Here is a 25,200-nt window from a genome sequence, read left to right on the forward strand (position 1 = left end):
GTGTTACACCTTCGCCAGTTTCACAGCGCACTTCTTGAAATCCGTCTCTTTAGAGAGCGGATCTGTCGCATCCAGCGTCAGGTTATTCACCAACTGTGCGGCATCGAAGAACGCCATGTATACCAGCCCCTGCGGCGGACGGTTACGTCCACGGGTTTCAACAATGGAAACCACCTCGCCACGACGTGAAACCACTTTGACTTTATCGCCACGGCGCAGGTCCCGTTTTTTCGCATCCAGCGGATGAATAAACAGAACCCCTTCCGGGAAGGCCCGGTGCAGTTCAGGCACGCGGCGCGTCATACTGCCGGTGTGCCAGTGCTCCAGCACACGTCCCGTGGAAAGCCACAGGTCGTACTCTGCATCCGGGACTTCAGCGGCAGGTTCAAACGGCAGCGCGAAAATCACCGCTTTACCGTCTGGCTTACCGTAGAACTTGTAGCCTTCGCCCGCTTTGACGTACGGATCGTTACCTTCGCTGTAGCGCCACTGCGTCTCTTTCCCGTCAACGACTGGCCAGCGCAGACCGCGCGCCTTGTGGTAGTCATCGAACGGTGCGAGATCGTGACCGTGTCCGCGACCAAACCAGGCGTACTCTTCAAACAATCCTTTTTGCAGGTAGAAGCCCAGATCGCGGGATTCATCGTTCAACTGATCCTCTTTCAACTCCGTCAGCGGGAACTTGCTCACCGCAGGCGTGGCAAACAGTACGTCATACAGCGTTTTACCGCGCAGTTCCGGTTTCTGTGCCAGCAGCTCTTCAGGCCAGACCTCTTCCGTTTTGAAACGACGTGAGAACTGAACCAGTTGCCACAGGTCAGATTTTGATTCACCCGGTGCTTTAATCTGCTGGCGCCAGAACTGGGTACGGCGCTCGGCGTTACCGTAAGCCCCTTCCTTCTCCACCCACATCGCGGTTGGCAGGATCAGATCCGCTGCCAGCGCGCTGACGGTCGGGTACGGATCGGAGACAATGATAAAGTTGCGCGGATCGCGCCAGCCCGGCAGACGATCTTCATTGATGTTCGGACCCGCCTGCATATTGTTGGTACACATCGTCCAGTAGACGTTCAGCTTGCCGTCTTTCAGTGCCCGGTCCTGGGCAACCGCGTGAAGACCGATTTTCGCCGGAATAGTCCCAGCCGGGATATTCCAGTGTTTTTCGCAGATCTCACGGTGTTTTTCGTTGGTGACCACCATGTCCGCTGGCAGACGGTGAGCAAAGGTGCCCACTTCACGCGCAGTACCACAGGCAGAAGGCTGTCCGGTCAAAGAGAACGGCCCACAGCCCGGTTGCGCAATTTTGCCGGTCAGCAGGTGGATGTTGTAGATCAGGTTGTTGGCCCACACGCCGCGCGTATGCTGGTTGAAGCCCATTGTCCAGTAGGAGATGACCTTCTTGTTCGGGTCGGCATACAGCTTCGCCAGTTGTTCCAGTTGATCTTTTGGCACGCTGGTCATTTCAGCGGTTTTTTCCAGCGTGTACTCGGCAACAAACGCTTTGTAATCTTCAAAGCTCATCGGCTCGGAGGCGTCAGAACCTGGGTTTTTCGCTGCTTTTTCCAGCGGATGGGTCGGACGCAGGCCATAGCCGATATCCGTTGCCCCTTTGCGGACGTTAACGTGCTTGCTGAAGAAGTCCTGGTTAATCGCGTTATTCTGAATGATGTAGTTGGCGATGTAGTTGAGGATCACCAGGTCAGACTGCGGCGTAAAGACCATCCCGTTGTCCGCCAGCTCAAAGCTACGGTGCTGGAAAGTGGACAGCACGGAAACGTTAACATTCGGATCGGAGAGACGACGGTTGGTGATGCGCGACCAGAGGATCGGGTGCATTTCCGCCATATTGGCACCCCACAGAACAAACGCATCGGTATGCTCGATATCGTCGTAGCAGCCCATCGGTTCGTCCATACCAAAGGTTCGCATGAAGCCGACTACCGCTGATGCCATGCAGTGACGTGCGTTTGGGTCGAGGTTGTTCGAGCGGAAACCGGCTTTAAACAGTTTGGAGGCGGCATAACCTTCCCAGATGGTCCACTGGCCGGAACCAAACATGCCGACAGACTCCGGGCCTTTCTCTTTCAGTGAGGTTTTGAATTTCTCTTCCATCACGTCGAAAGCCTGCTCCCAACCGATCGGCGTAAATTCACCGTCTTTGCTGTACTTACCGTCTTTCATACGCAGCAGCGGCTGCGTTAAACGGTCCTCTCCGTACATAATTTTGGGCAGGAAATAGCCCTTGATGCAGTTCAGACCACGGTTAACCGGGGCTTCCGGGTCGCCCTGACAGGCGACAATACGCCCCTGTTGCGTCCCGACCAGTACGCCACAGCCTGTGCCACAAAAACGGCACGGGGCTTTATCCCACTTGATGGCTTCCTGTTGACCGACAACTGCACGGGCAACGCCCGGCACGCTTAGCCCGGCAGCCGCCGCAGCGGCCGCAACGGCGTTAGCTTTCATAAAGCTACGACGACTGAGTTTCATGGTGTTTCCTCACCTTGTTCTTCCTGCTGGTGATAAACCAGCGACACCGCCAGTACGCCCGCAACGTTGCGTACCGACTCAATTGTTTGCATCAGCGTTTCGCTGTGTTCTGCTTCAACCACGGCAATCATCTGACCGCTTTGCGGGTCGCTTACCGCCACTTCGCAGCCCGGCAATGCGTTTAACTGCGTGCTGATATCCTGTACATGTTCGCCTTTGGCCTGAACAATCAGGCTGCAGACCTGCCAGTTAATGTGCATGGTTATACTCCGCGGTAATGGCTGACACCGGGCAACTGGCGACACACGCGCCGCATCCGTTACAGTTCTGGTTATTGAGTTGTGGTTGATAAATGCCGGACAGCGTTGGGCGAAACATAATCGCCTGCGGCTCACAACTATCCTGACAGCGGCGGCACTCTACGGACTGATACGCCAGACACGCTTGCCCAATGGTAAAAATCAGATCCCATGCCCTGGTGTGGCGCGGAGAAAAGAGAGATTCGGGGCAAGCCTGCGCGCAGGCGTAGCAGAAGGTGCATTCGCTTTGTTGGAAATTAACGTTTGGATAGCCACCCGGCCCACGCTGCAAAACATCGTGTTCACAAGCCTGAATACAGGCGTCGCAACGGGTACACTGGGACAGAAACTGAGAGGCTTCCATGCTCCACGGCGGACGGATCCCACGGTTAGCATTACGCCAACTGCCAGTCAGTATGCCTCGACGGGATAAATCAACCATGGCATCGCCCTTCCATAAACGACGCTCCCCCGGCTGGGTGAACGACAATAAAAACCGCGTTACTACTAAGTCATTATTATGATCGGTAAGATAGTAAAGGATGTGTTCCAGGTGCATACCCCAATTGGGGTAAAACCAGTGGTTGGATCAAAAGAGTGTTAATGAAGCTTGTCAGAATGTGCTTCTCCGCACATATCAAAGGGTTATGTAATTATTTATATATCGAAATAACTGTCAGGATAATTGCCCGGGCCAAATGGTCATTAACAGAATAAATAACCATACCTAAGACATCAACTCAGTTAATGCACTTAAAAAATACGTAAAGACAGATCAATAACTCTGGTGAATATGCTAACCTGCCGTGAAATCGTTCATAAGATAAAAAAGGAAAACCTGTGAACTCTAAAATGAAGACAATGGTCCCTGCCGTTTTGTTCGCTGCCTTCGCCAGCACCTCTGCATGGGCGGCATCCGCTGAGACTACCCCGCAACCGCTGGAAAAAATCGCCCCTTATCCGCAGGCGGAAAAAGGGATGAAGCGCCAGGTTATCCAGTTACCCCATCAGGAAGATGAATCTACTCTGAAAGTGGAACTGATGATCGGTCAGACGCTGGAGGTCGACTGCAACCAGCATCGTCTGGGCGGCGCACTGGAAAGCAAAACGCTGGAAGGTTGGGGTTATGACTACTACGTCTTTGACAAAGTCACCTCTCCGGTATCGACCATGATGGCCTGCCCGGACGGCAAAAAAGAGCAGAAGCTTGTCACCGCGTATCTGGGTGATAACGGGATGTTGCGTTACAACAGCAAGTTGCCGATCGTGGTGTATACCCCGGCAAATATCGATGTGAAATTCCGCATCTGGAAAGCGGAAGATAACGTGCAGAACGCGGTAACGCGATAAATAGCTAATGATGCCGGATAGCGACGTACCGCCTTATCCGGCCTACAAGAACGTGATGTAGGCCGGAAAAGCGCAGCGCCATCCGGCAATCGGGTTACAGTGCGATATCCGCGACGGCTTTACGCTCCGGCTGAGCCTGAGGTTTCAGTTGCGGTGTGGGCAGCGAGTCTGCCACCTGCTGCTTGTCATATTTCAGACCCAGCACCTCACTGGTATATTGCAGTTCCTGCTGCGTCGCCTCAACGTTGCCGTTCAGTTTTGTACCGTAAGACGGAATAATCGTTTTCAGCTTCGCCTGCCATTGCGGCGTGCTCACTTTATCTTTGAAGACCGTTTCCATCAGGTGGAGCATGATCGGTGCCGCAGTGGATGCGCCCGGTGACGCGCCCAGCAGCGCGGCAACGGTTCCTTCTTTGTCGCTCACCACTTCCGTTCCCAGACGCAGTACGCCCCCTTTGTCTTCATCACGCTTGATGATCTGTACGCGCTGACCCGCCTGCCACAAACGCCAGTCCGCTTTCTTCGCCTGCGGATAGTACGCTTTCAGCGCGTCAAAGCGGTCGTCATCACTCAGCATCACCTGGCTAATCAGGTATTTCACCAGATCGAAGTTATCCAGTCCCACATTGACCATCGGCATGAAGTTCGAAGGCGTGGTTGAACTCAGCAGATCCCACAGTGAACCGTTTTTCAGGAATTTAGTGGAGAAGGTAGCGAACGGCCCAAACAGCACCACGCGTTTACCGTCCAGAATACGGGTATCGATATGCGGAACCGACATCGGCGGCGCGCCCACGGAAGCCTGACCGTACACTTTCGCCAGATGACGATTCACAACGTCCGGGTTTTCCGCGACCAGGAACTGACCGCCGACCGGGAAGCCAGCATACTCTTTGGCTTCAGGAATACCGGTCTCCTGCAGCAGTTTCAGCGCTGCGCCACCTGCGCCGATAAAGACGAATTTGGCTTTGATGTTATGTTCCGCTTCGCCGTTTTTCAGATCGGCGACGGTCACCGTCCAGCTGTTATCGTCGTTACGTTTAAAACCGCGGACTTCAGTGCTTAACTCCAGCGTAAAGTTGGGCTTTTTCTGTAACGAGGCAATCAACTGGCGCGTGATTTCGCCGTAGTTCACATCCGTTCCCATTTCAGTTCGCGTGGCGGCGACCTTCTGTTTCGGATCGCGCCCTTCCATCACCAGCGGCGCCCACTCTTTGATTTGCGCGTGGTCTTCAGAGTAGCGCATGCCGCGGAACAGCGTGCTCTGTTGCAGCGCCGCATAACGGGCGCGCAGGAAGTTAACGTTCTCATCCCCCCAGACGAAGCTCATGTGCGGAACGGTGGTGATGAAGGCGCGAGGGTCGTGCAATACGCCGCTGTTGACCTGATGCGCCCAGAACTGACGGGAAATCTGGAAGGCTTCGTTAATTTCAACTGCCTTTTCGGTGCTGATACTCCCGTCGGCTTTCTTTGGCGTGTAGTTCAACTCCATCAGCGCGGAGTGCCCTGTACCGGCGTTGTTCCAGCCGTTTGAACTCTCTTGCGCGACACCGTCCAGGCGCTCCACCATGGTCATCGACCAGCCGGGTTCCAGTTCCTGTAAGTACGTTCCCAATGTAGCGCTCATGATGCCGCCGCCGATCAACAGTACGTCCGTCTCCTGCTCTTCCGTCGCTTTCGCTTTTGCCGCCATCGAGACAGCATTCAGCCCTACGGCCATCGAGAAGAGCATGGCAGTCACTTTTTTCATATGGTTAATGCCTTACTTTTAGTATCGTTTTTTTGCTTTTTGCAGGTGAAAATCGAGCGGCATCAACGTTAACATTTCAGTAAAAATATTTAAATATTGTTTATAAATTATATTTAAATTTTATAAAAGTTAAAAATACGTTGAATCTTTATGGGGTTATTCGCAATATTTTCTGGAAACAGACGCTCCAGAAAGGTACTATGCGGCGCTTTATTATTCACCGCACGGACGCCTGCTGGTCTACTGTTATCAGGCCCCTTCCGACCTGAGAGTAAATATGTCTGTAACCCCTTCGTCTCCTGCTCTGGCTGAGGAACACACCGTCAGTGGCGTCCTTCGCGCCCCACGTCTGCTGATACGCGAAACGCTGGCGGGAGTCATTACCGCGCTGGCGCTGATCCCTGAAGTGATTTCCTTTTCGGTGATTGCTGGCGTTGACCCGAAAGTCAGTCTGATCGCCTCGGTGGTCCTCTGTCTTGCCATGTCTTTCATGGGCGGTCGCCCCGCGATGGTCACAGCGGCCGCCGGTTCCGTTGCGCTGGTGATTGGTCCGATGGTGCATCAGCATGGCGTACAGTACATCCTGCCGGCGGTGGTGCTGGCCGGACTCATTCAGATTCTGTTTGGCGTCACCGGGATGGCGCGGCTGATGCGTTTTATTCCCACCGCCGTCATGACCGGTTTTGTGAACGCCCTCGGTATTCTGATTTTCTTCGCCCAGGTTCCCCATTTCTGGAGCACAAGCCCACTCATCTGGGGGCTATTTACCTTAACGCTGCTGATTGTGCTGTGGGTGCCGCGGGTGATTAAAAGCATTCCTGCGCCGCTGATTGCCATTGTCTTGCTGACGCTGTTTACCGCAACCACCGGGCAATTGCTGCCAACCGTCGGCGATGAAGGTTCAATGCGTGGTGGCCTACCGGCACTGACGCAACTGTTGGTACCGCTGAATCTGCACACGCTGGCGATTATCTGGCCCTGCGCACTGAGTATCGCCTTCGTGGGCCTGATGGAGTCGCTGTTGACGGCGAAACTGGTTGATGACCTGACGGTCACGCCGTCAAATAAAAATCGTGAAAGCACGGGTCTGGGATTGGCCAACATTCTGGCGGGTTTTTACGGCGGCATTGCCGGCTGCGCGATGATCGGGCAGACCATCGTTAACGTGGAGATGGGGAAAGGCCGCAGCCGCGTGTCGACAATCGCCGCCGGGCTGGTTTTACTGCTGCTGGTGACCGCGCTGAGCGACGTGATGGCGAAAATCCCGATGTCGGTTCTGGCCGGGATCATGGTGATTGTGGCGGTGAAAACGTTCAGTTGGCACAGCATCCAGCCCACTACCCTGACGACACTGCCCGTGGTGGAAACGCTGGTGATGGTCATTACCGTTGGCGCAACGGTCTCCACTGGCAACCTGGCGATTGGCGTGGTTGCCGGAGTGGTGGCTATGGGATTACTGCCCCGCATCGTAACGCGCAAACGACGCGCTACATCAGAAACAGCGTCGCCAGCCCAAGAAAAATAAAGAACCCGCCGGTATCAGTAATCGCGGTGATCATTACGCTCGAACCGACCGCCGGGTCGCGCCCGAGCTTCACCATCGTCATCGGGATGATCACCCCCATTAGCGCCGCCATTAACAGATTCAGCATCATTGCCAGGGTCATCACCCCGCCGAGCGCCATGTCGTCGTACAGCCACCAGGTGATCCCACCCATGATCCCGCCCCAGACAAGGCCATTCACCAACGCCACGCCCATCTCGCGCAGAATAAGAAACGTCAGGTTACCCGGCTGAATGTTTTGTAACGCCAGCGCCCGGACAATCATGGTGATGGTCTGATTACCGGTATTCCCGCCGATCCCGGCGACAATGGGCATCAGCGACGCCAGCGCCACCAGCTGCGAAATGGTGTGCTCAAAGCCATCAATCACGCGAGAGGCGATGAACGCGGTACACAGGTTGATAGCCAGCCACGCCCAGCGCGTTTTCACCGCTTTAGGCACGGGCGCAAAAACGTCCTCTTCCGCGCTCAACCCGCCCATCCGACGTAGATCGGTGTCCGTTTCTTCATACACCACGTCGACTATCTCGTCGATCGTCAGGCGCCCCATCAGTTTGCCGGAAGGATCAACCACCGCGGCGCTGACCAGGTTGTCACGTTCGAAGGTACGCGCCGCGTTTTCCGCTTTGTCTTCCGGGGCGAAGGTCAGCGGATCGTCATCCATCACCTCGCTGACTTTGCGCTGCACGTCGTTGAGCAAAATACAGGTCAGGGTAAGCTCCCCGACCAGCGTTTTGTCGCGGCGGGTGACAAACAGTTTATCGGTGTTTTCCGGCATCTTGCCCAGACGACGCAGATAGCGCTGTACGACTTCCAGCGTCACGTCCGGGCGAACGGTAATGACCTCGAACTCCATAATCGCACCGACGCGATTCTTTTCGTAATGCATGACCTGGCGCACGCGGGCCCGTTCTTCGGGTGGCAGCGTCGCCAGTAACCGGCCAGTGAGGTTACGCGGCAGGTGTTGAACCAGGTAAATCTGTTCGTCGATGTCGAGGTATTGCAGCGCCTCAAGCAACTCCCGGTCGGTCATTTCGTCGATCAGGTCGTCCCAGACGTTTTCTGAGGCTTCGAGCAGCACGTAGCCGCGCTTTTCGCTTGCGATCAGCCGCCAGAGGGCGTGACGCTCTTCCGACGGGAGCGCTTCCAGAGTATCCGCGAGATCGGGCGGCGGAAGATGGTCGACCAGCGCGCCTACCTCAGCAATATCGTCGGATAACGTTCCGACATCATATTGCTCAGCCAGGGTGAGCTTGCCTAACAGGGTGGAAACGATGGCTTTGTCGGTGGTGAGCAGCCAGATCAGCCGCGCACGCTCTTCATCGCGCAGCCTTGCGCTGTTTTTGTGTTTTGCGAACATTAATCATAAATCCATGATATGAGATGCCATTAAGCATGGCGCGAGGTTATGTAAATAACAATAAACGGGGGCGTCAGATGGATAAAAAAAGAACCGCTGTCCCGAAAAGCGTTGCGCCATCGGGACAATGGTCAGATAGCTCAGGCCGTGCGCGCGACCGCATCGCGTGATGCAGCGTCACGCTCATCACCCACCAGTTCACTCACCTGTCCGTTGCGCATTTCCAGCAAACGGTCGGCATGAATAAAATAATGGTCGTCGTGGCTGATGGCAAAAATGGTTTTCCCCATCTCCTGCATTAACGGCAGCAGCACCTGGTAAAACTCGCGGCGGAAGTGCGGATCCTGATCGGCCGCCCACTCGTCGAGCAGAATAATGTCGCGATCTTCCGCCAGCGCCAGCAGCAGCGCCACGCGCTTTTTCTGCCCCTTCGACAGTTTCAGATTCAGGATCCGGCCATCGCTCAGTTCCAGCTTGTGCGCCATTTTCAGGTGCTCAAGCCACTTTTCAACCAGTGCAGGATCGGCCGGTTTACCTTCCGGTCCCAGCAGTTGGTCAAACAGCCAGACGTCGGTAAACACCGCCGAAAAGAGCTTACGATAATCTTCCGGCTTTTCGGCACTGACAGGCTTACCGTCCAGCAGGATCTCCCCGGACTGTGGCTGATATAGCCCCGTCAGCAGCATCGCCAACGTCGATTTACCGCTGCCGTTGCCGCCGATTAAAAACAGCAATTCACCGCGGTTAATCGTCAGATTCACCGGTCCTACGGAGAACGCGTTGTCCTGATAGTGGAACATGACGTTACGCAGTTCGAGGGTTTTCCATCCCGGGAAGGCCTGCGGGCGCGGGAACTCAGCCTTAAATGGCGCCAGCGCGAATTTGTTCAGCTTGTTGAAAGCGACCTGCGCCGTCAGCAGCGTGGGTAATGCCCCCACCGCCGACAGCAGCGGTGTACGCAGGAACAGTAGCGTTAACGAGTAGGTTGCCGCGACGTTGGTATCCGCCCAGCCGAGGCTGTTTGCCATCCAGAACACCAGACCAATCGCGCCGAGCATCATGATATTCGACCAGTTTACGGCACTGAGGTGGAAGGTATCGGCGCGAATAATATGGTGGCGATACGCTTTGGCATCCGGAATATAGAGGTGGGTGAAAATATGCTCCGCGCGCTCGCGGTTGAGCGTCAGCTCTTTGCGTCCTTCCAGCACCGTCTGATAATCGTTATACAGTTTATCCTCGGTTTCGCGCAGCGTCGCCATATGCCGATAAACCCGCGATACCAGCATAAAACCGCCCCAGATGGTAATGATCATCCAGATAGCCGTGACCAGCAGCATTTTGGTCGACAGCATCGCCAGATACGCCGCCGAGCCGACGGTCAGGATGATCCCCTGAACCAGTTCAGGCAGACGGACAAAGGCAATGGTGATGTTGCGCACGTCGCTGGTCAACCCGGCCAGCAGAGAGGCGCTGCCCAGTTGCTCAATACGTTCAACGTGCGTATCGAGAATACGTTTGATGAATTCACTGCGCAGACGGAAGACAAAGTGGTGTCCCAGCGTGGTGAGCGCCAGCTGTGAGCCCAGCGTCACCGCCATCAACAGCAACAGCAATCCCAGAAATTCCGGTAAAACCAGCAGAGAGGGATCTGCGGTCTCAATAAGACGCTGGTTGATAAAAGCGATAAGACCAATCCCCAGCGCCGCGCTGACGAGGCTGAGCGCCATCACGCTAATAAATGGCCAGCGATACTGCCGCCAGACAAGAAGAAGTAGTTCCATTCATACAACCCGGACAAGGAATAACAGCCCGCAGTTTAAACGTCTCAACGCGTTCAGCAATAATAATTCTTATTTTTATTCTTTTTTACCCGCCTGGCGAAAAGTCAGATTGTAACGACAATCGGCGGTCATCGGATGGAACCCGGCCTTCAACGGCTGAATCCCGTGGTAAAACAGACGTGATTCTCCTCCCCAGACCACCACGTCACCGTGTTCCAGCAGAATGCGCGTCAGCGGATCGCTACGTTTCAGACCGCCAAACTGAAAGACAGCCGGTAAGCCCAGCGAGACAGAGACGATTGGCGCGCGCAGATCCGGCTCGTCTTTATCCTGATGCAAGGAAAGCTTTGCGCCAGGCACATAGCGGTTGATCAGGCAGGCGTCCGGCTGATAATCCGCATAGCCCGCCGCCGTCGCCGCCTGCTGACTCAGACGCAGGAAGGACGGTGGGAAGTCGGGCCAGGCGAGTCCCGTCAACGGATCGACAGGCGAATAGAGGTAGCCGCGGCTGTCGGTCGTCCAGCCCAGCCGCCCACAGTTGGTCATCGCCACCGACATCGTGTAGCCGCCGGGGGTGATCATCTGGCGAAACGGCGAGCAGTGGGCGACCGTCTCAATCTCCTGTACCAGTTGCGGCGCCGCGCGGAAGGCAAAGCGGCGCAAAATGACAGCGCCGGGTGCCAGCGGTTCCTGCCAGGGCTGCGAATCGGCAAACAGATCGAGCATTATGCTCCCTCATCAGGCGATTCACGCCGCAGGATCTGCGCCTTGCGCGACACGCCCCAGCGATAACCGGAAAGCGAACCATCACCCCGGACAACGCGGTGACAGGGGATCACGATCGCCAGTTTGTTCGCGCCACAGGCGCTGGCGACCGCACGAACCGCTTTCGGCTTGCCGATCGCTTTTGCCAGTTGCTGATAGCTGACGGTCGCCCCGTAAGGAATCGTGCGCAGCGCCTGCCAGACCTGCTGCTGAAACGCGGTGCCCTGAATATCCAGCGGCAACGTCAGCGCCGCGTCGCGCCCGTCAATACTGGCAATAACGCGGTGGATGCGCTGCTGAAAATGGGCGTCGGCAGGGTGACCCTGAGCGGCCGGGAACAAGGTCCGCAGTTCAGCAATCAGCGCCACATCGTCATCCCCTAACAAAATGGCGCAAATCCCCCGCTCGCTCTCCGCCACCAGACAGCGTCCAAGTGAGCAATCGGCCAGCGCATAGCGCACGGCCAGTTTGTCACCGCCACGGCGGAACTGTTTTGCCGTCATCCCAAGCGCCGCATCGGCGTTACGATAGTAGCTGCTGCTGTCTGGAAAACCGGCATTCAGAATCGCCTGGGTCACGCTTTCGCCGTGACTCAGGGCGTCGCGCAGGCGGCGGGCGCGATACGATTGCTGCCAGGCTTTTGGCGTCATCCCGGTTGTGGCTTTGAACAAGCGATGCAGATGATACGGGCTCATCGCCACCTTCTCAGCCAGAACATTGAGCGTTATTGGGCTCTCCTGCTCCAGAAGCTGACAGGCATGCGTGATTTTATCCAGCCGGTGCTGCTGGGCGTTGGCTTTATCCGGCTGACAGCGTTTACACGGGCGAAACCCAGCCATCAGCGCGGCCTGCGCGTCGGGAAAGAAGCGGACATTTTTACGCAGCGCATGTTTTGCCGTACACGATGGTCGACAAAAGATCCCGGTCGTTTGCACGGCAAAAACAAACTGACCGTCAGCGTCAGAATCGCGTTCTAACACCGACTGCCAGCGCTGATCGTCATTTACGCGTTGATAATTTTTCATTCTGGACTCCTTCGTTAAGCATAGTGCCTGCTTAGCTGCAGTGTGTCCGAAACCCGTCACTCGAAAACCCGCAATCTTGCTTTTTAATTTTGTTCACGGATGAGGAAGCTTTCAAATTGTGGCGACATCCAGGTTTTGAATCCCTCCCCCTCTTTGATGATCATATACACCGCCAATCCTTCCTGGCGTACGACCTCTTTGGCTTTCTCCGTGCCGAGCACCATCAGCCCGGTATCCCAGCCATCCGCCTCCAGCGCCGTTGGCGCAATCACCGTCACCGACACCAGATTGTGCTCAATGGGACGACCCGTTTGCGGATCGATAACATGGGTGAGGCGTTTGCCGTTCAGCTCGTAATAGTTGCGGTAACTGCCGGAGGTACTGATGCCGTGCCCGTTAATATCCACCACCGCCTGAACCGCATTCTCGCGATCGGTGGGTTTCTGGATCGCCACCCGCCACGGATGCCCTTCGGCGTTCATCCCACGACTGTTCAGCGCCCCGCCGACAGAGACCAGATAGCGGGCAATACCTTCCCGCTCCATCAACTGTGCCAGGTGATCGGCAGCGTAACCTTCACCGACGGTGGAGAGATCGACAAACAAATCCGGCAGATCTTTTTGCAGATACTGTTGTTTCGCCTGGTTGATCACCGTCAGGTGCTGCAACCCGCTGTTGGCTTTTGCCGCATCAATTTGCGCCTGCGTCGGGATCTGGACCGGCTGCTTGTCGGGACCAAATCCCCACAAATTCACCAATGGCCCGACGGTGATGTCCATCGCGCCCTGCGTTTTTTGCCCAATACGCAGCGCTGAGGTCACAATATCCGCCATCGCTTCGCTGACAGGCCAGGGAGAAAGGCTTTTCGACAGGTTGAAGCGCATCAGCGCCGAATCATTTTTATAGGTTGAGAGCAACTGGTCGTCGGCATCCAGTTGCGTCTGAATTTTCGTTTGTAGCGCCGCTGACGCGTTAGCATCAATACCGACCACACTCACGCGCCAGAAGGTGCCCATCGTTTTCCCTTCCAGCACTACCGGAGCCGTCGCTGGCGTTTGCGCCGCGTCCGGCGCGTTATCGCACCCGGTAAAAAAGACGGTCATCGCCAGTAAGGCCACGCGAGCAATGTTCATTTCCATACGTGATTGTTCTCCTGCAAAAGAGGCGCAAGAGTACACCAAAAACCGCCGATTGTGCGTCGTAGAACCGCACAAAAAAAGGCCCCGCAGGGCCTTTTATCGACATTAAGCAAACTTAGAACTGGTAAACCAGGCCCAGTGCAACGATGTCGTCGGTGCTGATACCGGCATCACGAGTGAAGCTGTTGTCATCCAGCAGGTTGATTTTGTAATCAACGTAGGTGGACATGTTTTTGTTGAAGTAATAGGTTGCGCCAACATCAACATATTTCAGCAGATCTTCATCGTCGTAGTTACGACCGTTGAGAGTCCCCAGGTTTTTACCTTTGGACTGCAGGTAAGCAACGGACGGACGCAGACCGAAGTCGAACTGGTACTGAGCAACCACTTCGAAGTTCTGCGCTTTGTTTGCCCACCCTTCGCCGCCTACGCGCGTTGCGTTGTAGGTCTGGGTGTACTGTGCTGCCAGATAAACGTTGTTAGCGTCGTATTTCAGGCCGCCGGTGTAGGTTTCAGCGCGATCGCCGTTACCAAGATAAATCGCTTTGTTCTGCTCATCAGTACGTTTGGAGCTGCTCACTGCTGCACCCAGACCGAAGCCTTCACCGATGTCATAAGTCACGGAACCGCCGACACCGTCGCCGTTCTGACGCAGCGCTCCACGACCGTTGTTAGTCACGCCAGTGTAAGCTAAGCCATCAGCACCTTCGCCTGACGGGCTGCCGTTTTTACCCTGATACTGCAGGGCAAAGTTCAGGCCATCAACCAGACCGAAGAAATCAGCGTTACGGTAAGTCGCAAAGCCGTTACCACGCTGCTGCATGAAGTTGTCAGAACCGTAGGTGTCGCCACCGAATTCTGGCAGAACGTCGGTCCAGGACGTAACGTCATACACAACGCCGTAGTTACGACCGTAGTCGAAAGAACCCGCGTCGCCGAATTTCAGACCCGCAAATGCGACACGAGTCCAGGAGTTGTTTTCGGATTCAGGTGCGTTACCCTGGATCTGATACTCCCACTGGCCGTAACCGGTGATCTGATCGTTAACCTGAGTTTCGCCTTTGAAGCCGATACGCATATAGGTCTGATCGCCATCAAGACTCTTGTCATCGGAGAAATAATGCAGACCGTCGACTTTACCGAACAGGTCTAATTTGTTGCCGTCTTTGTTGTAAATTTCAGCCGCATTTGCTGCGCCTGCTACCAGCAGTGCTGGTACCAGGAGGGACAGTACTTTAACTTTCATGTTATTAACCCTCTGTTATATGCCTTTATTTGCTTTTTTATGCCACTGCATACTGATTAACCCTCATTAACCAGTCGGCAAGTTCATTCTCCTCAAAATTGCAGAATAATCCAACACGAATATGATACTAAAACTTTTAAGATGTTTCATTTATCCACATAGGTGTTTCAAAATGTAAATATGAGGGAACTTTTTTTTTGCTTCAAAAAGACAAAAAATAAGCACAATCACTCAAGAAATATAAAAATAACAACAAAAACAAGAGGTTACTAAAATAAATTTCATAGCACTGAATGACAAAACAAAATCGTCGCGCATCACTAAAATATCTCTCGCTATCATCATTAACTTTATTTATTACCGTCATTCATTTCTGAATGTCTGTTTACCCCTATTTCAACCGGATGCGATGCGTCCGGTTTTTTTTTACCCTTCTTTACACTTATTTTCTCTTTATGTGCTACCGCACAAAAATAATAACAACTATTAACTATTTACCTTCATTCAGTCACTGACTGATATCAGAAACCGATTTCTTGTTATTTCGTGCTATTTGTCATCACGCGTCGGGTCATATTTGTACGTAGCTTGCGGGGCTGTACACTTTTACGTCATCTAACCGATGAATTCTTTTTGGCAAAAAATGCAGAACATCAATGAGTAGAGAATGTGGAAATTCACACCGTACCCTTTATACTGCCCTTTCACCTTCGGCGTTGTTTTACAGGTCATAACCACGAATGAGTCAGTCTGATACAACGGCTACGTCCCGATTCTCCCTCCTGCCGGGAAGCATTACCCGTTTCTTTTTATTGCTGATCATTGTGTTGCTGGTAACGATGGGCGTGATGGTGCAAAGCGCGGTTAACGCATGGCTAAAAGATAAGAGCTATCAAATCGTCGATATCACACATGCTATCCATAAGCGTGTCGATACCTGGCGTTACGCGACCTGGCAAATCTATGACAACATCGCGGCGACCACGAATCCATCGAGCAGCGAAGGATTGCAGGAAACGCGCCTGAAACAGGACGTTTACTATCTCGAAAAACCGCGTCGTAAAACCGAAGCGCTGATCTTTGGCTCGCATGACAGTTCAACGCTGGAAATGACACAGCGCATCTCGACCTACCTCGACACGCTGTGGGGTGCCGAAACGGTGCCGTGGTCCATGTATTATCTCAACGGGCAGGACAACAGTCTGACCCTCATCTCGACGCTGCCGTTGAAAGACCTCTCTTCGGGATTTAAAGAGTCAACCATTGGCAGCATTGTCGACTCACGCCGGGCCGAGATGCTTCAGCAGGCCAATGCGCTGGACGAGCGGGAAAGCTTTTCATCGCTGCGTCGTCTGGCCTGGCAAAACGGCCACTACTTTACCCTGCGGACCACCTTTAACCAGCCGGGGCATCTGGCGACCGTTGTCGCATTTGATCTGCCCATCAATGACTTAATTCCCCCCGGCATGCCGCTGGACAGCTTCCGCCTTGAGCCTGACACCACCCCAGTCAGCACACGCAACGCGGATAAAGAATCACCAGACAGCGTAAGCATCAGCTTTAACAGTTCGAAAATTGAAATCTCTTCGGCGCTGAACTCGACGGGAATGCGACTGGTCTGGCAGGTGCCGTTCGGTACGCTGTTGCTCGATACGCTGCAAAACATCCTGTTACCGCTGTTGCTGAATATTGGCCTGCTGGCCCTCGCGCTGTTTGGCTATACCACCTTTCGTAACCAGCCGGGACGCACAACCGAAGTCGCGCCGAATACCGCGGCCAATAATGAGCTACGTATTCTGCGTGCGATTAATGAAGAAATTGTCTCCCTGCTGCCGCTGGGTCTGCTGGTGCATGACCAGGAGGCGAACCGCACGGTGATGAGTAACAAAATTGCCGACCATCTGTTGCCGCATCTGAATCTGCAAAACATCACCAGTATGGCGGAACAGCATCAGGGCGTGATCCAGGCAACCGTCAATAATGAGCTGTATGAGATACGCCTGTTCCGCAGCCAGGTCGCTCCGCGCACCCAGATCTTTATTATCCGTGACCAGGATCGTGAAGTGCTGGTGAACAAAAAGCTCAAACAGGCACAGCGGTTGTACGAAAAAAATCAGCAGGGCCGCACCGCCTTTATGCAAAACATCAGCGAGGCGTTAAAAGACCCGGTCAAAAAGCTGGCGGCGGAGGTCGCGCAGGTGCAAACGTCTGATGCACAGCAACTGGCGAATCATGCCGATGTATTGATCCGCATGATCGATGAAATTCAACTGGCGAACATGCTGGAAAGCGACGCCTGGAAGAGCGAGCCGACCCTCTTCTCGGTTCAGGCGCTGATTGACGAAGTCGTACCGGAAGTGCTGCCGGCCATGAAGCGCAAAGGGCTGCAACTGCTCATCAACAACCATCTGAAGGCCAACGACGAGCGGCGTGGCGATCGCGATGCGCTGCGACGGATCTTACTGTTGTTGATGCAGTACGCGGTGACGACCACCCAGATTGGTAAAATCACGCTTGAGGTAAGTCAGGATGAGTCGGTGGCGGAGCGCCTGACTTTCCGCATTCTGGATACCGGTGAAGGCGTGACGTTAAGCGAAATCGACAACCTACATTTCCCGTTCATCAGCGAGACGCAGAAAGATCGTTACGGCAAAGCCAATCCGCTGGCCTTCTGGCTATGCGATCAGTTGGCACGTAAACTCGGCGGGCATTTGAACATAAAAGCGCGAGATGCGCTGGGTACACGCTATACAGTCCATGTTAAAATGACTCCGCTCGACCAGCATAGAGAAGACGAAGAGCGTCTGCTGGATGATGTCAGCGTCATGATCGACGTGACCTCTAACGAGGTTCGCAACATTGTGCTTCGTCAGTTGGAAAACTGGGGGGCGACCTGCATCACCCCGGATGAGAGACTCATAAGTCAAGAATATGATCTCTTTTTAACTGATAATCCGTCTAATCTTACTGCCTCCGGCTTGCTTTTAAGCGATGATGAGTCAGGCGTGCGGAAAATAGGCCCTGGCCAGCTTCGCGTCAACTTTAATATGAGCAACGCTATGCAGGAAGCTGTACTACAACTAATTGAAGAGCAACTGGCGCAGGAAGCGATCCCGGAATCCCCTCTGGGAGGTGATGAAAACGCCGAACTTCATGCCAGCGGTTATTACGCACTATTTGTAGACACAGTACCGGATGATGTTAAGAGGTTGTATACTGAGGCAGCAATCAGCGATTTTGCTGCGCTAGCCCAAACGGCTCACCGCCTGAAAGGCGTGTTTGCCATGCTAAATCTGGTACCCGGCAAGCAGTTATGTGAAACGCTGGAACATCTGATTCGCGAGAAAGATGCTCCAGGAATAGAAAAATACATCAGCGACATTGACGCCTACGTCAAGAGCTTGCTGTAGCAAGGTAGCCTTTACATGAACAATATGAACGTAATTATTGCCGATGACCATCCGATTGTACTGTTCGGTATTCGCAAATCACTTGAGCAAATCGAGTGGGTGAATGTTGTTGGCGAATTTGAAGACTCCACAGCACTGATCAACAACCTGCCAAAATTAGATGCGCACGTGTTGATTACCGATCTCTCCATGCCGGGCGACAAGTACGGCGATGGGATCACTCTGATCAAATATATCAAGCGCCATTTTCCGAGCCTGTCGATCATTGTTCTGACCATGAACAATAACCCGGCAATCCTGAGCGCGGTTCTTGATCTCGACATCGAAGGAATTGTCCTGAAACAGGGCGCGCCAACCGATCTGCCGAAAGCGCTCGCGGCGCTGCAAAAAGGCAAAAAGTTCACCCCGGAAAGCGTCTCTCGCCTGCTGGAAAAAATCAGTGCGGGCGGCTACGGCGACAAACGTCTCTCTCCGAAAGAGAGTGAAGTCCTGCGTCTGTTTGCCGAGGGTTTCCTGGTCACTGAAATCGCCAAGAAACTGAACCGCAGTATCAAAACCATCAGCAGCCAGAAGAAATCAGCCATGATGAAACTGGGCGTTGAGAACGATATCGCACTGCTGAACTATCTTTCTTCCGTGACCCTGAGCCCGGCAGACAAAGACTAATTTCTCTTTCCGTTGCAAAATGCCTGATGGCGCTCCGCTTATCAGGCCTACTCATTACGGAAAACATCCCCGTTCTGTAGGCCGGATAAGGCAAAGCCGCCATCCGGCATTTTTAACCCCGTGTTTTCCTGACCCGCTCCGCATACACCGCCAGCGTCTGCTTGAGAATGTCCAGCGTGACCGGCTTCGACAGACAGCTGTCCATCCCCGACTCCAGACAGCGCTGCTTCTCTTCGGCTAAGGCGTTTGCCGTCACCCCGACTACCGGTAGCGTCAGCCCCAACTGACGAATACGCTGCGTCAGACGATAGCCGTCCATATTCGGCATGTTGACGTCGCTCAGCACGATATCGATGTGGTTTTTGCTTAGCACGTTCAGGGCATCCACGCCGTCATTCGCGGTCTTGCACTGATACCCCAGCGAACCCAACTGATCGGCCAACAGGCGACGGTTGATTGGATGATCGTCAACCACCAGGATCATCATGTCATCATTGGTGGCCGCCGCTTTTTCCGGGGCCGGTAACGCGGAAGAGAGCTCGTCATCGTCGAGTTCAATACTGTAGATCCGGGCCAGCAGCGCCGGCAGTTCATGCGGCGACGCGACGCTGTGAACCCATTCCCCCGGCACCCTTTCCAGCGGAATGCCAATGTGACGGCGACAGAAAATAACCGCCGCACGCCCCTGCCAGGGCTGTTCCAGCTCATCGTCAGCGATCAATACATCGTCACTCGCCGGAGGTTGGCCTTCATAACGCATCACTTCGACGCCGTTGCGCGTCAGGCTGTTTTCAATAAATTGACACAGCGAGGCATTACGCACCGCCAGCCAACAGCGTGTTCTGGCGAGTCCATCGAGACCTTTTTTCGCCGGATACTGCGCGCCATACAGCGGAATACGCACCGTAAACTGGCTGCCCATCCCCGGTTCAGAATCGACCGAAATGTCGCCGTCCATCATGCTGATCAGCTTTTCGCAAATCGCCAGTCCCAGCCCCGTCCCCTGGAAATTGCGCTGCACGCCGGTACCGACCTGGAAAAACGGGTCGAACAGGCGCACCACCTCTTTCGCCGGGATCCCTACGCCGGTATCCCGCACCCGAATACTGAGGTAATCATCGTCACGGCTAACATGCAGTACGATGCAGCCAATGTCGGTGAATTTAATCGCATTACTGAGCAGGTTAGAAATCACCTGTTGCAGGCGCATCGGATCGCCATTGAGGGCAACCGGCACATTCGGTTCGATAAAGCAGTACAACCCTATCTGCTTGCGCACCACCAGCGGCAAATAGTTCGCCGTAATGTGGCTCATCACCTCGCGCGGTGAGAATTCACGCGGCTCAATTTTCAACTGCTCAGATTCAATTTTCGAGAAGTCGAGAATGTCGCTGATGATTTTCAGCAGCAGACTGGAAGAGTTATTCATCGCCGTCACCAGGCGATCGACCCCTTTGGGTAACGCTTTGGTTTGCAGCAGATCGAGGTTACCGATGATGCCATACAGCGGGGTACGCAGCTCGTGGCTGACGGTCGCCAGGAACATCGATTTCGACTGACTCGCCTGCTCAGCCGCCTGCGCCATCTCCTGCAACGACTCCTCCATTTTGACGCGGGCGGAGACATCCACCAGCACACAGATCGCCACGTTTTCATTGCGATAGCGGGAATGGACGAAGCTAATCTGCAGGTTGGTGTTATTACTGGTCAGCACATCGACAAAGTTCACCTGCTGTCCGCAGATGATTTGCGTCAGCCTCTGTCGGTCCTCATGGGTGAGCATGTTCAGATACGTGTGCGCCAGCTCATTACTGAGAATGTTAATACCGTCAACGGTGCGCAGAATGCAGATCCCGACCGGCGCGGAAGCGACAATCTTACGGTTAAACTGCTCATGCTCTTCCAGACGCTGGGCGTCGCTTTCCGCCGGAATAAAGATCCGCCGTTCGTACATCCGCGCGAGAGTAAACAGCGCCGCGCCCACCAGCACGTTCAGCAGAATGGCATTCAGAATCAGCATCCGGATCCGTTCCAGCACCAGATCAACCGGGACGGAATAGACAATGCTCAGCGAGGACGGCGGCAGGTTTTTCTTCAGCACCAGTTCACGAAAACCCGGCGTATAGCCAAACCAGGAACGCTCCTGCATCCAGCGAGGCTCCGCCTTAATGGTGCCTTCCGGTCCGGTCAGTGAAATCAGCGCATGACCATTTTCATCCAGAATGGTCACCCCCATCGGCAGACTGCCCGGCGTAAAGAAATTTTCCATCCGAATGGACTGCTCAACGCCTAACAGCGCCTGCAGACGGTTTGCCAGATAGACCGGCGTCAGCGCGTAGAAATACCCGATCCCCGGACGCGGCCCCTGCCCTACCCAGTAAAGATTGCTTCCGGACTCATCCTGCGGCGCATTGCGGTACTTCATAATCCGCTCGTGCAGCGTTTTCAGCGCGTTATCGCGCTCGACGGGCATATCGCGCAGGCCGAAATTCGCCATGCAGAGATTATCGCTACCAATGAGAAATACGCGATTCAGGTCGTAGGCGGCAGAGAAGTTGTCGCGCCAGTAGCGCATGAACCACGCCAGCGACTCCAGCGATCCGCGCCATGCATTGCCCATTGCCGCACAGTCTGAATCAGCAAACAGCGGCTGAAAGGTCGGGACCTCGGTTTTATCGTCACGCGCCCGCGAAGTCAGCACGCCGTTCTCCGCCGTCAGGCGGTTCTCAGCGATATACTTGAGCTCTTTCATCACATCCGCCGTGCGCTGAATATAGCGCTGGGCCTGATCGGAACTGAGATTAAACTCCTGGCGAATCTCTGATTCCCGCTGATGCAGGGCGTTCACGATGTAGAACACCGAGGCAAAGGCAATGAGCAGCCAAATCAACAGCGCCAACGCTCTGAACAGGTAGCGCGAGATTTTCAGTGTCGTGCGAAAGGAAGCAAGGTATTTCAAAAGGGCGAAGCTCCGCCTCAGGCGATAAATGGAGTGTGGTTAAGGTAGCGGTAAATGCGCGGCGTCGCAATGCCCGCGCCTCCGTTTGCGGGAATATGATACACCGCTGAGAAACCATTGCCGCAACCATCGATAATCATCATTTGCCGTACAGAGCCACAGGGATGCCAGCATGCGCTTTTTGAGAGGGTTATACCCGCGACGCTTACGCAATCAAATGATACTGATGGCGATCCTGATGGTCATCGTGCCGACGCTGTCGATCGGTTATATCGTAGAAACCGAAGGCCGGTCAGCAGTCTTATCCGAAAAAGAGAAAAAATTATCTGCCGTCGTACACCTGCTCGATCAGGCGCTCGGCGAACGCTTTGACGATTTTACGACGTTGCCACGGGAGGAGCGGATCCGGGCGCTGAATGCCGAACTCGGCCCCATCACCGAACAGATAACCCTGGCGTTTCCGGGCATTGGCGCGGGCTACTATAACAAAGCGCTGGATGCGATTGTGACCTACGCCCCTTCCGCGCTGTATCAAAATAACGTCGGCGTGACGATTGCCGCCGATCACCCCGGACGTGAAGTGATGCGCAGCAATGCCCCGGTGGTCTTTTCCGGTCGCCAGGTGCGTGGCGATATTCTCAACTCGATGATCCCCATCACCCGGGACGGTAACGTGATGGGTTACATCTGGGCAAATGAGCTGACGGAAGATATTCAGCGTCAGGCCTGGAGGATGGACGTGCGCATCATTGCGGTACTGGCGGCGGGTCTGCTCTGTAGCCTGTTACTGATTGTGCTGTTTTCCCGACGTCTTGGCGCGAATATCGACATTATCACGGACGGTCTGTCGACGCTGGCGCAGAAGACGCCGGCACAACTTCCCAATCTCCCCGGCGAACTGGGGCAAATCAGCCGCAGCGTCAACGCCCTGGCGCAAACGCTGCGTGAAACCAAAACCCTGAACGACCTGATCATTGAAAACGCCGCCGACGGCGTGATTGCTATCGACAGACAGGGCGATGTCACCACCATGAACCCCGCAGCGGAAATGATTACCGGCTACACGCTGAATGAACTGGTCGGTCAGCCTTATGCCACTCTGTTTTCCGACCCTCATTTTGCCAGCCCGGTTCTCGATACCCTGGCACACGGTACAGAACATCTGGCACAAGAAGTCAGTTTTCCGGCGCGCGATCGCACCATCGAACTCAGCGTCACCACCAGCCGCATTCATAACCCCAATGGTGAATTGATCGGCGCACTGGTGATTTTTTCCGACCTGACCGCTCGCAAAGAAACACAGCGTCGCCTGGCCCAGACGGAGAGACTTGCCACGCTGGGTGAACTGATGGCCGGGGTGGCGCATGAGGTGCGTAATCCGCTTACCGCTATCCGCGGCTATGTGCAGATCATCCGTCAGCAAACCAGCCTGCCGGTACATCAGGAATATCTGTCCGTGGTACTGAAAGAAATTGATTCCATCAATAGAGTCATTCAGCAGTTGCTGGATTTCTCCCGCCCACGACAAAGCCAGTGGCAGCAAGTGCTGCTTAATTCGTTGATCGAAGAGACGCTGATTCTGGTGCAAACCTCCGGTGTACAGGCGCGGATCGCGTTCAACGTCGAACAGGATAAAGGATTACCTGCCATCGTTGCCGATCGCGAACTGTTGAAACAGGTGATCCTCAATATTCTGATTAATGCCGTACAGGCCATCAACGCGCGCGGCGAAATTCGCATTCGCACCTGGCAATATTCAGCCACGCAACAAGCCGTGACGATTGAAGACAACGGCTGTGGGATCGATATCGCGCTACAGAAAAAGATCTTTGACCCCTTTTTCACCACCAAAGCCTCAGGAACGGGGCTTGGACTCGCGCTCAGCCAGCGCATCATCAATGCCCATCAGGGCGATATTCGCGTCACCAGCATGCCCGGATGCGGCGCGACATTTACCCTCATTTTACCCATTAACCCGCAGGGAAATTTGTCAGTATGAAAACCCGCTATCGTATCCTCATCGTGGATGACGAAGACAACGTTCGTCGCATGCTCACTACCGCATTCTCGCTACAGGGGCATGAAACGCACTGCGCCAGTAACGGTGAGGAAGCCTTGCAGCGCTTTGTCGACGCACCGCCGGATGTGGTGCTGATGGATATCCGTATGCCGGAAATGAACGGGATTGATGCACTGAAAGTCATGCGCACCCGGCAGCCGCGCATCCCCGTGATCCTGATGACCGCTTACGCTGAAGTCGAAACCGCCGTCGAAGCGTTGCGCAGCGGCGCGTTTGACTACGTGATCAAACCCTTCGATCTCGATGAACTCAATTTACTGATCCAACGCGCACTGCAATTGCAGGCGATGAAACAGGAGATCCGCAGCCTGCATCAGGCGCTGAGCACCAGCTGGCAGTGGGGGCATATCCTGACCAACAGTCCACGGATGATGGATATCTGCAAAGACACGGCAAAAATTGCCCTGTCGCAGGCCAACGTCTTGATCAGTGGCGAAAGCGGCACCGGTAAAGAGCTGATTGCACGCGCCATTCACTACAACTCGCGCCGGGCAAACGGGCCGTTTATCAAAATCAACTGTGCCGCGCTGCCGGAGTCACTGCTGGAAAGCGAGCTGTTTGGTCATGAAAAAGGCGCCTTCACCGGGGCACAGACTCAGCGTCAGGGACTGTTTGAACGCGCCCATCAGGGAACGCTGCTGCTCGATGAAATTGGCGAAATGCCGCTGGTACTGCAGGCGAAGCTACTGCGCATCCTGCAGGAAAGAGAGTTTGAACGCGTGGGCGGACACCAGACCATTCAGGTAGATATCCGTATCGTTGCCGCCACCAACCGGGATCTCCCTGCAATGGTAAAAGAAGGCGCCTTCCGCGAAGACCTGTTTTACCGTCTGAACGTCATTCATCTGCAACTTCCCCCGCTGCGTGAACGACGGGAAGATATTGCGCTACTCGCTAACCACTTCTTACAGAAATTCAGTTCGGAAAATCAGCGCGATATTATTGAAATCGATCCTGCGGCCATGTCGATGCTTACCACCTGGCCCTGGCCCGGCAACATTCGGGAGTTGTCTAACGTCATTGAGCGGGCGGTCGTGATGAATACCGGGGCGGTTATTTTTGCTGAAGATCTGCCCGCCCCGCTCCGCCAGCCGGTGAGTGGTAGCAGCGAGATAAAAGCCACGCAGCCCGGTGAACGCAATCTGAAAGAAGAGATAAAACGTGAAGAGAAGCGAATTATTATCGAGGTGCTCGAGCAGCATGAAGGCAACCGCACCCGCGCCGCGCTGATGTTAGGTATCAGTCGACGCGCTCTGATGTACAAACTGCAGGAATACGGTATCGATACGGCCGGGTTGTAGCACCAGAATCTG

At 54.4% G+C, this 25,200-nt stretch carries 17 protein-coding genes; 6 read left to right on the forward strand and 11 right to left on the reverse strand.

From position 1 onward, the window contains the following. Nucleotides 1-3 precede the first annotated feature (3 nt). From napA to napF, 3 genes are read right to left on the reverse strand one after another with little or no spacing between them, the layout of a single operon-like run. Nucleotides 4-2,490, reverse strand: a complete 2,487-nt coding sequence (gene napA / locus QQZ17_RS23030) for a nitrate reductase catalytic subunit NapA (protein WP_152403471.1) — start codon at nt 2,488-2,490, stop codon at nt 4-6. Next, the gene (napD, locus tag QQZ17_RS23035; protein WP_042317904.1) at nt 2,487-2,750 is read right to left on the reverse strand and encodes a chaperone NapD; all 264 of its coding nucleotides are present in this window, start codon (nt 2,748-2,750) and stop codon (nt 2,487-2,489) included. Before napD ends, napA begins: the two co-directional genes overlap by 4 nt. After that, entirely contained in the window at nt 2,740-3,231 is a 492-nt protein-coding gene (gene napF / locus QQZ17_RS23040) for a ferredoxin-type protein NapF (protein ID WP_152403469.1), read from the reverse strand. Before napF ends, napD begins: the two co-directional genes overlap by 11 nt. Nucleotides 3,232-3,641: 410 nt before the next feature. Here napF and eco point away from each other — a divergent pair, with 410 nt between their 5' ends. Next, nucleotides 3,642-4,139 carry a serine protease inhibitor ecotin gene (gene eco, locus QQZ17_RS23045; protein ID WP_152406288.1) on the forward strand — a complete coding sequence of 166 codons (498 nt, stop codon included), beginning with the start codon at nt 3,642-3,644 and terminating at the stop codon, nt 4,137-4,139. A 94-nt stretch (nt 4,140-4,233) separates the two neighbouring features. On the opposite strand, the gene mqo is transcribed toward eco, so the two are convergent. Then, nucleotides 4,234-5,889, reverse strand: coding sequence for a malate dehydrogenase (quinone) (gene mqo / locus QQZ17_RS23050; RefSeq protein WP_152403467.1), 1,656 nt, complete (start codon nt 5,887-5,889; stop codon nt 4,234-4,236). A 277-nt stretch (nt 5,890-6,166) separates the two neighbouring features. Between mqo and QQZ17_RS23055 the strand changes: the two genes are divergently transcribed. Beyond that, nucleotides 6,167-7,414 carry a SulP family inorganic anion transporter gene (locus QQZ17_RS23055; RefSeq protein ID WP_152403466.1) on the forward strand — a complete coding sequence of 416 codons (1,248 nt, stop codon included), beginning with the start codon at nt 6,167-6,169 and terminating at the stop codon, nt 7,412-7,414. On the opposite strand, the gene mgtE is transcribed toward QQZ17_RS23055, so the two are convergent. From mgtE to QQZ17_RS23085, 6 genes are all read right to left on the reverse strand, one after another. Next, complete coding sequence (gene mgtE / locus QQZ17_RS23060) at nt 7,377-8,813, reverse strand: magnesium transporter (protein ID WP_152403464.1); 1,437 nt, start codon at nt 8,811-8,813, stop codon at nt 7,377-7,379. The genes QQZ17_RS23055 and mgtE overlap by 38 nt on opposite strands. 140 nt (nt 8,814-8,953) lie before the next feature. Then, nucleotides 8,954-10,597 (reverse strand): multidrug ABC transporter permease/ATP-binding protein, encoded by a 1,644-nt coding sequence (locus QQZ17_RS23065; protein WP_152403462.1) that lies wholly within the window; start codon nt 10,595-10,597, stop codon nt 8,954-8,956. Between the two features lie 75 nt (nt 10,598-10,672). Then, complete coding sequence (alkB, locus tag QQZ17_RS23070; protein ID WP_152403460.1) at nt 10,673-11,323, reverse strand: DNA oxidative demethylase AlkB; 651 nt, start codon at nt 11,321-11,323, stop codon at nt 10,673-10,675. Beyond that, nucleotides 11,323-12,387, reverse strand: coding sequence for a bifunctional DNA-binding transcriptional regulator/O6-methylguanine-DNA methyltransferase Ada (ada, locus tag QQZ17_RS23075; RefSeq protein WP_152403458.1), 1,065 nt, complete (start codon nt 12,385-12,387; stop codon nt 11,323-11,325). The genes alkB and ada overlap by 1 nt, the downstream gene beginning before the upstream one ends. Before the next feature lie 83 nt (nt 12,388-12,470). Then, a complete protein-coding gene (gene apbE / locus QQZ17_RS23080; RefSeq protein WP_152403456.1) occupies nt 12,471-13,526 on the reverse strand; it encodes an FAD:protein FMN transferase ApbE in 1,056 nt (351 codons plus the stop codon). 115 nt (nt 13,527-13,641) lie between these two features. Further along, a complete protein-coding gene (locus tag QQZ17_RS23085) occupies nt 13,642-14,772 on the reverse strand; it encodes a porin OmpC (RefSeq protein WP_284554185.1) in 1,131 nt (376 codons plus the stop codon). Between the two features lie 740 nt (nt 14,773-15,512). Between QQZ17_RS23085 and rcsD the strand changes: the two genes are divergently transcribed. Continuing rightward, entirely contained in the window at nt 15,513-18,182 is a 2,670-nt protein-coding gene (gene rcsD / locus QQZ17_RS23090) for a phosphotransferase RcsD (protein WP_152403452.1), read from the forward strand. A gap of 15 nt (nt 18,183-18,197) precedes the next feature. Beyond that, nucleotides 18,198-18,848: a response regulator transcription factor RcsB gene (rcsB, locus tag QQZ17_RS23095; RefSeq protein ID WP_001061917.1), complete on the forward strand. Its 651-nt coding sequence runs from the start codon at nt 18,198-18,200 to the stop codon at nt 18,846-18,848. A 112-nt stretch (nt 18,849-18,960) separates the two neighbouring features. Here rcsB and rcsC read toward each other — a convergent pair whose 3' ends face one another. Beyond that, nucleotides 18,961-21,807 carry a two-component system sensor histidine kinase RcsC gene (rcsC, locus tag QQZ17_RS23100; RefSeq protein WP_152403449.1) on the reverse strand — a complete coding sequence of 949 codons (2,847 nt, stop codon included), beginning with the start codon at nt 21,805-21,807 and terminating at the stop codon, nt 18,961-18,963. Between the two features lie 172 nt (nt 21,808-21,979). On the opposite strand from rcsC, the gene atoS reads away from it, so the two are divergent. Together atoS and atoC are read left to right on the forward strand one after the other, a co-directional pair. Then, nucleotides 21,980-23,806 (forward strand): two-component system sensor histidine kinase AtoS, encoded by a 1,827-nt coding sequence (atoS, locus tag QQZ17_RS23105; protein ID WP_152403447.1) that lies wholly within the window; start codon nt 21,980-21,982, stop codon nt 23,804-23,806. Next, entirely contained in the window at nt 23,803-25,188 is a 1,386-nt protein-coding gene (atoC, locus tag QQZ17_RS23110) for an acetoacetate metabolism transcriptional regulator AtoC (RefSeq protein WP_152403445.1), read from the forward strand. Before atoS ends, atoC begins: the two co-directional genes overlap by 4 nt. Nucleotides 25,189-25,200 lie beyond the last annotated feature (12 nt).

The sequence above is a fragment of the Citrobacter sp. T1.2D-1 genome (assembly GCF_950098555.1).
GTDB lineage: Bacteria > Pseudomonadota > Gammaproteobacteria > Enterobacterales > Enterobacteriaceae > Citrobacter_A > Citrobacter_A telavivensis.

Excerpts from the sequence above, each read along its gene's own strand:
- QQZ17_RS23065 (WP_152403462.1), bottom strand. The coding sequence starts at position 10,597 with ATGGAACTACTTCTTCTTGTCTGGCGGCAGTATCGCTGGCCATTTATT.
- ada (WP_152403458.1), bottom strand. The coding sequence starts at position 12,387 with ATGAAAAATTATCAACGCGTAAATGACGATCAGCGCTGGCAGTCGGTG.
- napD (WP_042317904.1), bottom strand. The coding sequence starts at position 2,750 with ATGCACATTAACTGGCAGGTCTGCAGCCTGATTGTTCAGGCCAAAGGC.
- mgtE (WP_152403464.1), bottom strand. The coding sequence starts at position 8,813 with ATGTTCGCAAAACACAAAAACAGCGCAAGGCTGCGCGATGAAGAGCGT.
- apbE (WP_152403456.1), bottom strand. The coding sequence starts at position 13,526 with ATGGAAATGAACATTGCTCGCGTGGCCTTACTGGCGATGACCGTCTTT.
- atoC (WP_152403445.1), top strand. The coding sequence starts at position 23,803 with ATGAAAACCCGCTATCGTATCCTCATCGTGGATGACGAAGACAACGTT.
- napA (WP_152403471.1), bottom strand. The coding sequence starts at position 2,490 with ATGAAACTCAGTCGTCGTAGCTTTATGAAAGCTAACGCCGTTGCGGCC.
- rcsD (WP_152403452.1), top strand. The coding sequence starts at position 15,513 with ATGAGTCAGTCTGATACAACGGCTACGTCCCGATTCTCCCTCCTGCCG.
- QQZ17_RS23085 (WP_284554185.1), bottom strand. The coding sequence starts at position 14,772 with ATGAAAGTTAAAGTACTGTCCCTCCTGGTACCAGCACTGCTGGTAGCA.
- napF (WP_152403469.1), bottom strand. The coding sequence starts at position 3,231 with ATGGTTGATTTATCCCGTCGAGGCATACTGACTGGCAGTTGGCGTAAT.
- atoS (WP_152403447.1), top strand. The coding sequence starts at position 21,980 with ATGCGCTTTTTGAGAGGGTTATACCCGCGACGCTTACGCAATCAAATG.
- rcsB (WP_001061917.1), top strand. The coding sequence starts at position 18,198 with ATGAACAATATGAACGTAATTATTGCCGATGACCATCCGATTGTACTG.
- mqo (WP_152403467.1), bottom strand. The coding sequence starts at position 5,889 with ATGAAAAAAGTGACTGCCATGCTCTTCTCGATGGCCGTAGGGCTGAAT.
- alkB (WP_152403460.1), bottom strand. The coding sequence starts at position 11,323 with ATGCTCGATCTGTTTGCCGATTCGCAGCCCTGGCAGGAACCGCTGGCA.
- eco (WP_152406288.1), top strand. The coding sequence starts at position 3,642 with ATGAAGACAATGGTCCCTGCCGTTTTGTTCGCTGCCTTCGCCAGCACC.
- QQZ17_RS23055 (WP_152403466.1), top strand. The coding sequence starts at position 6,167 with ATGTCTGTAACCCCTTCGTCTCCTGCTCTGGCTGAGGAACACACCGTC.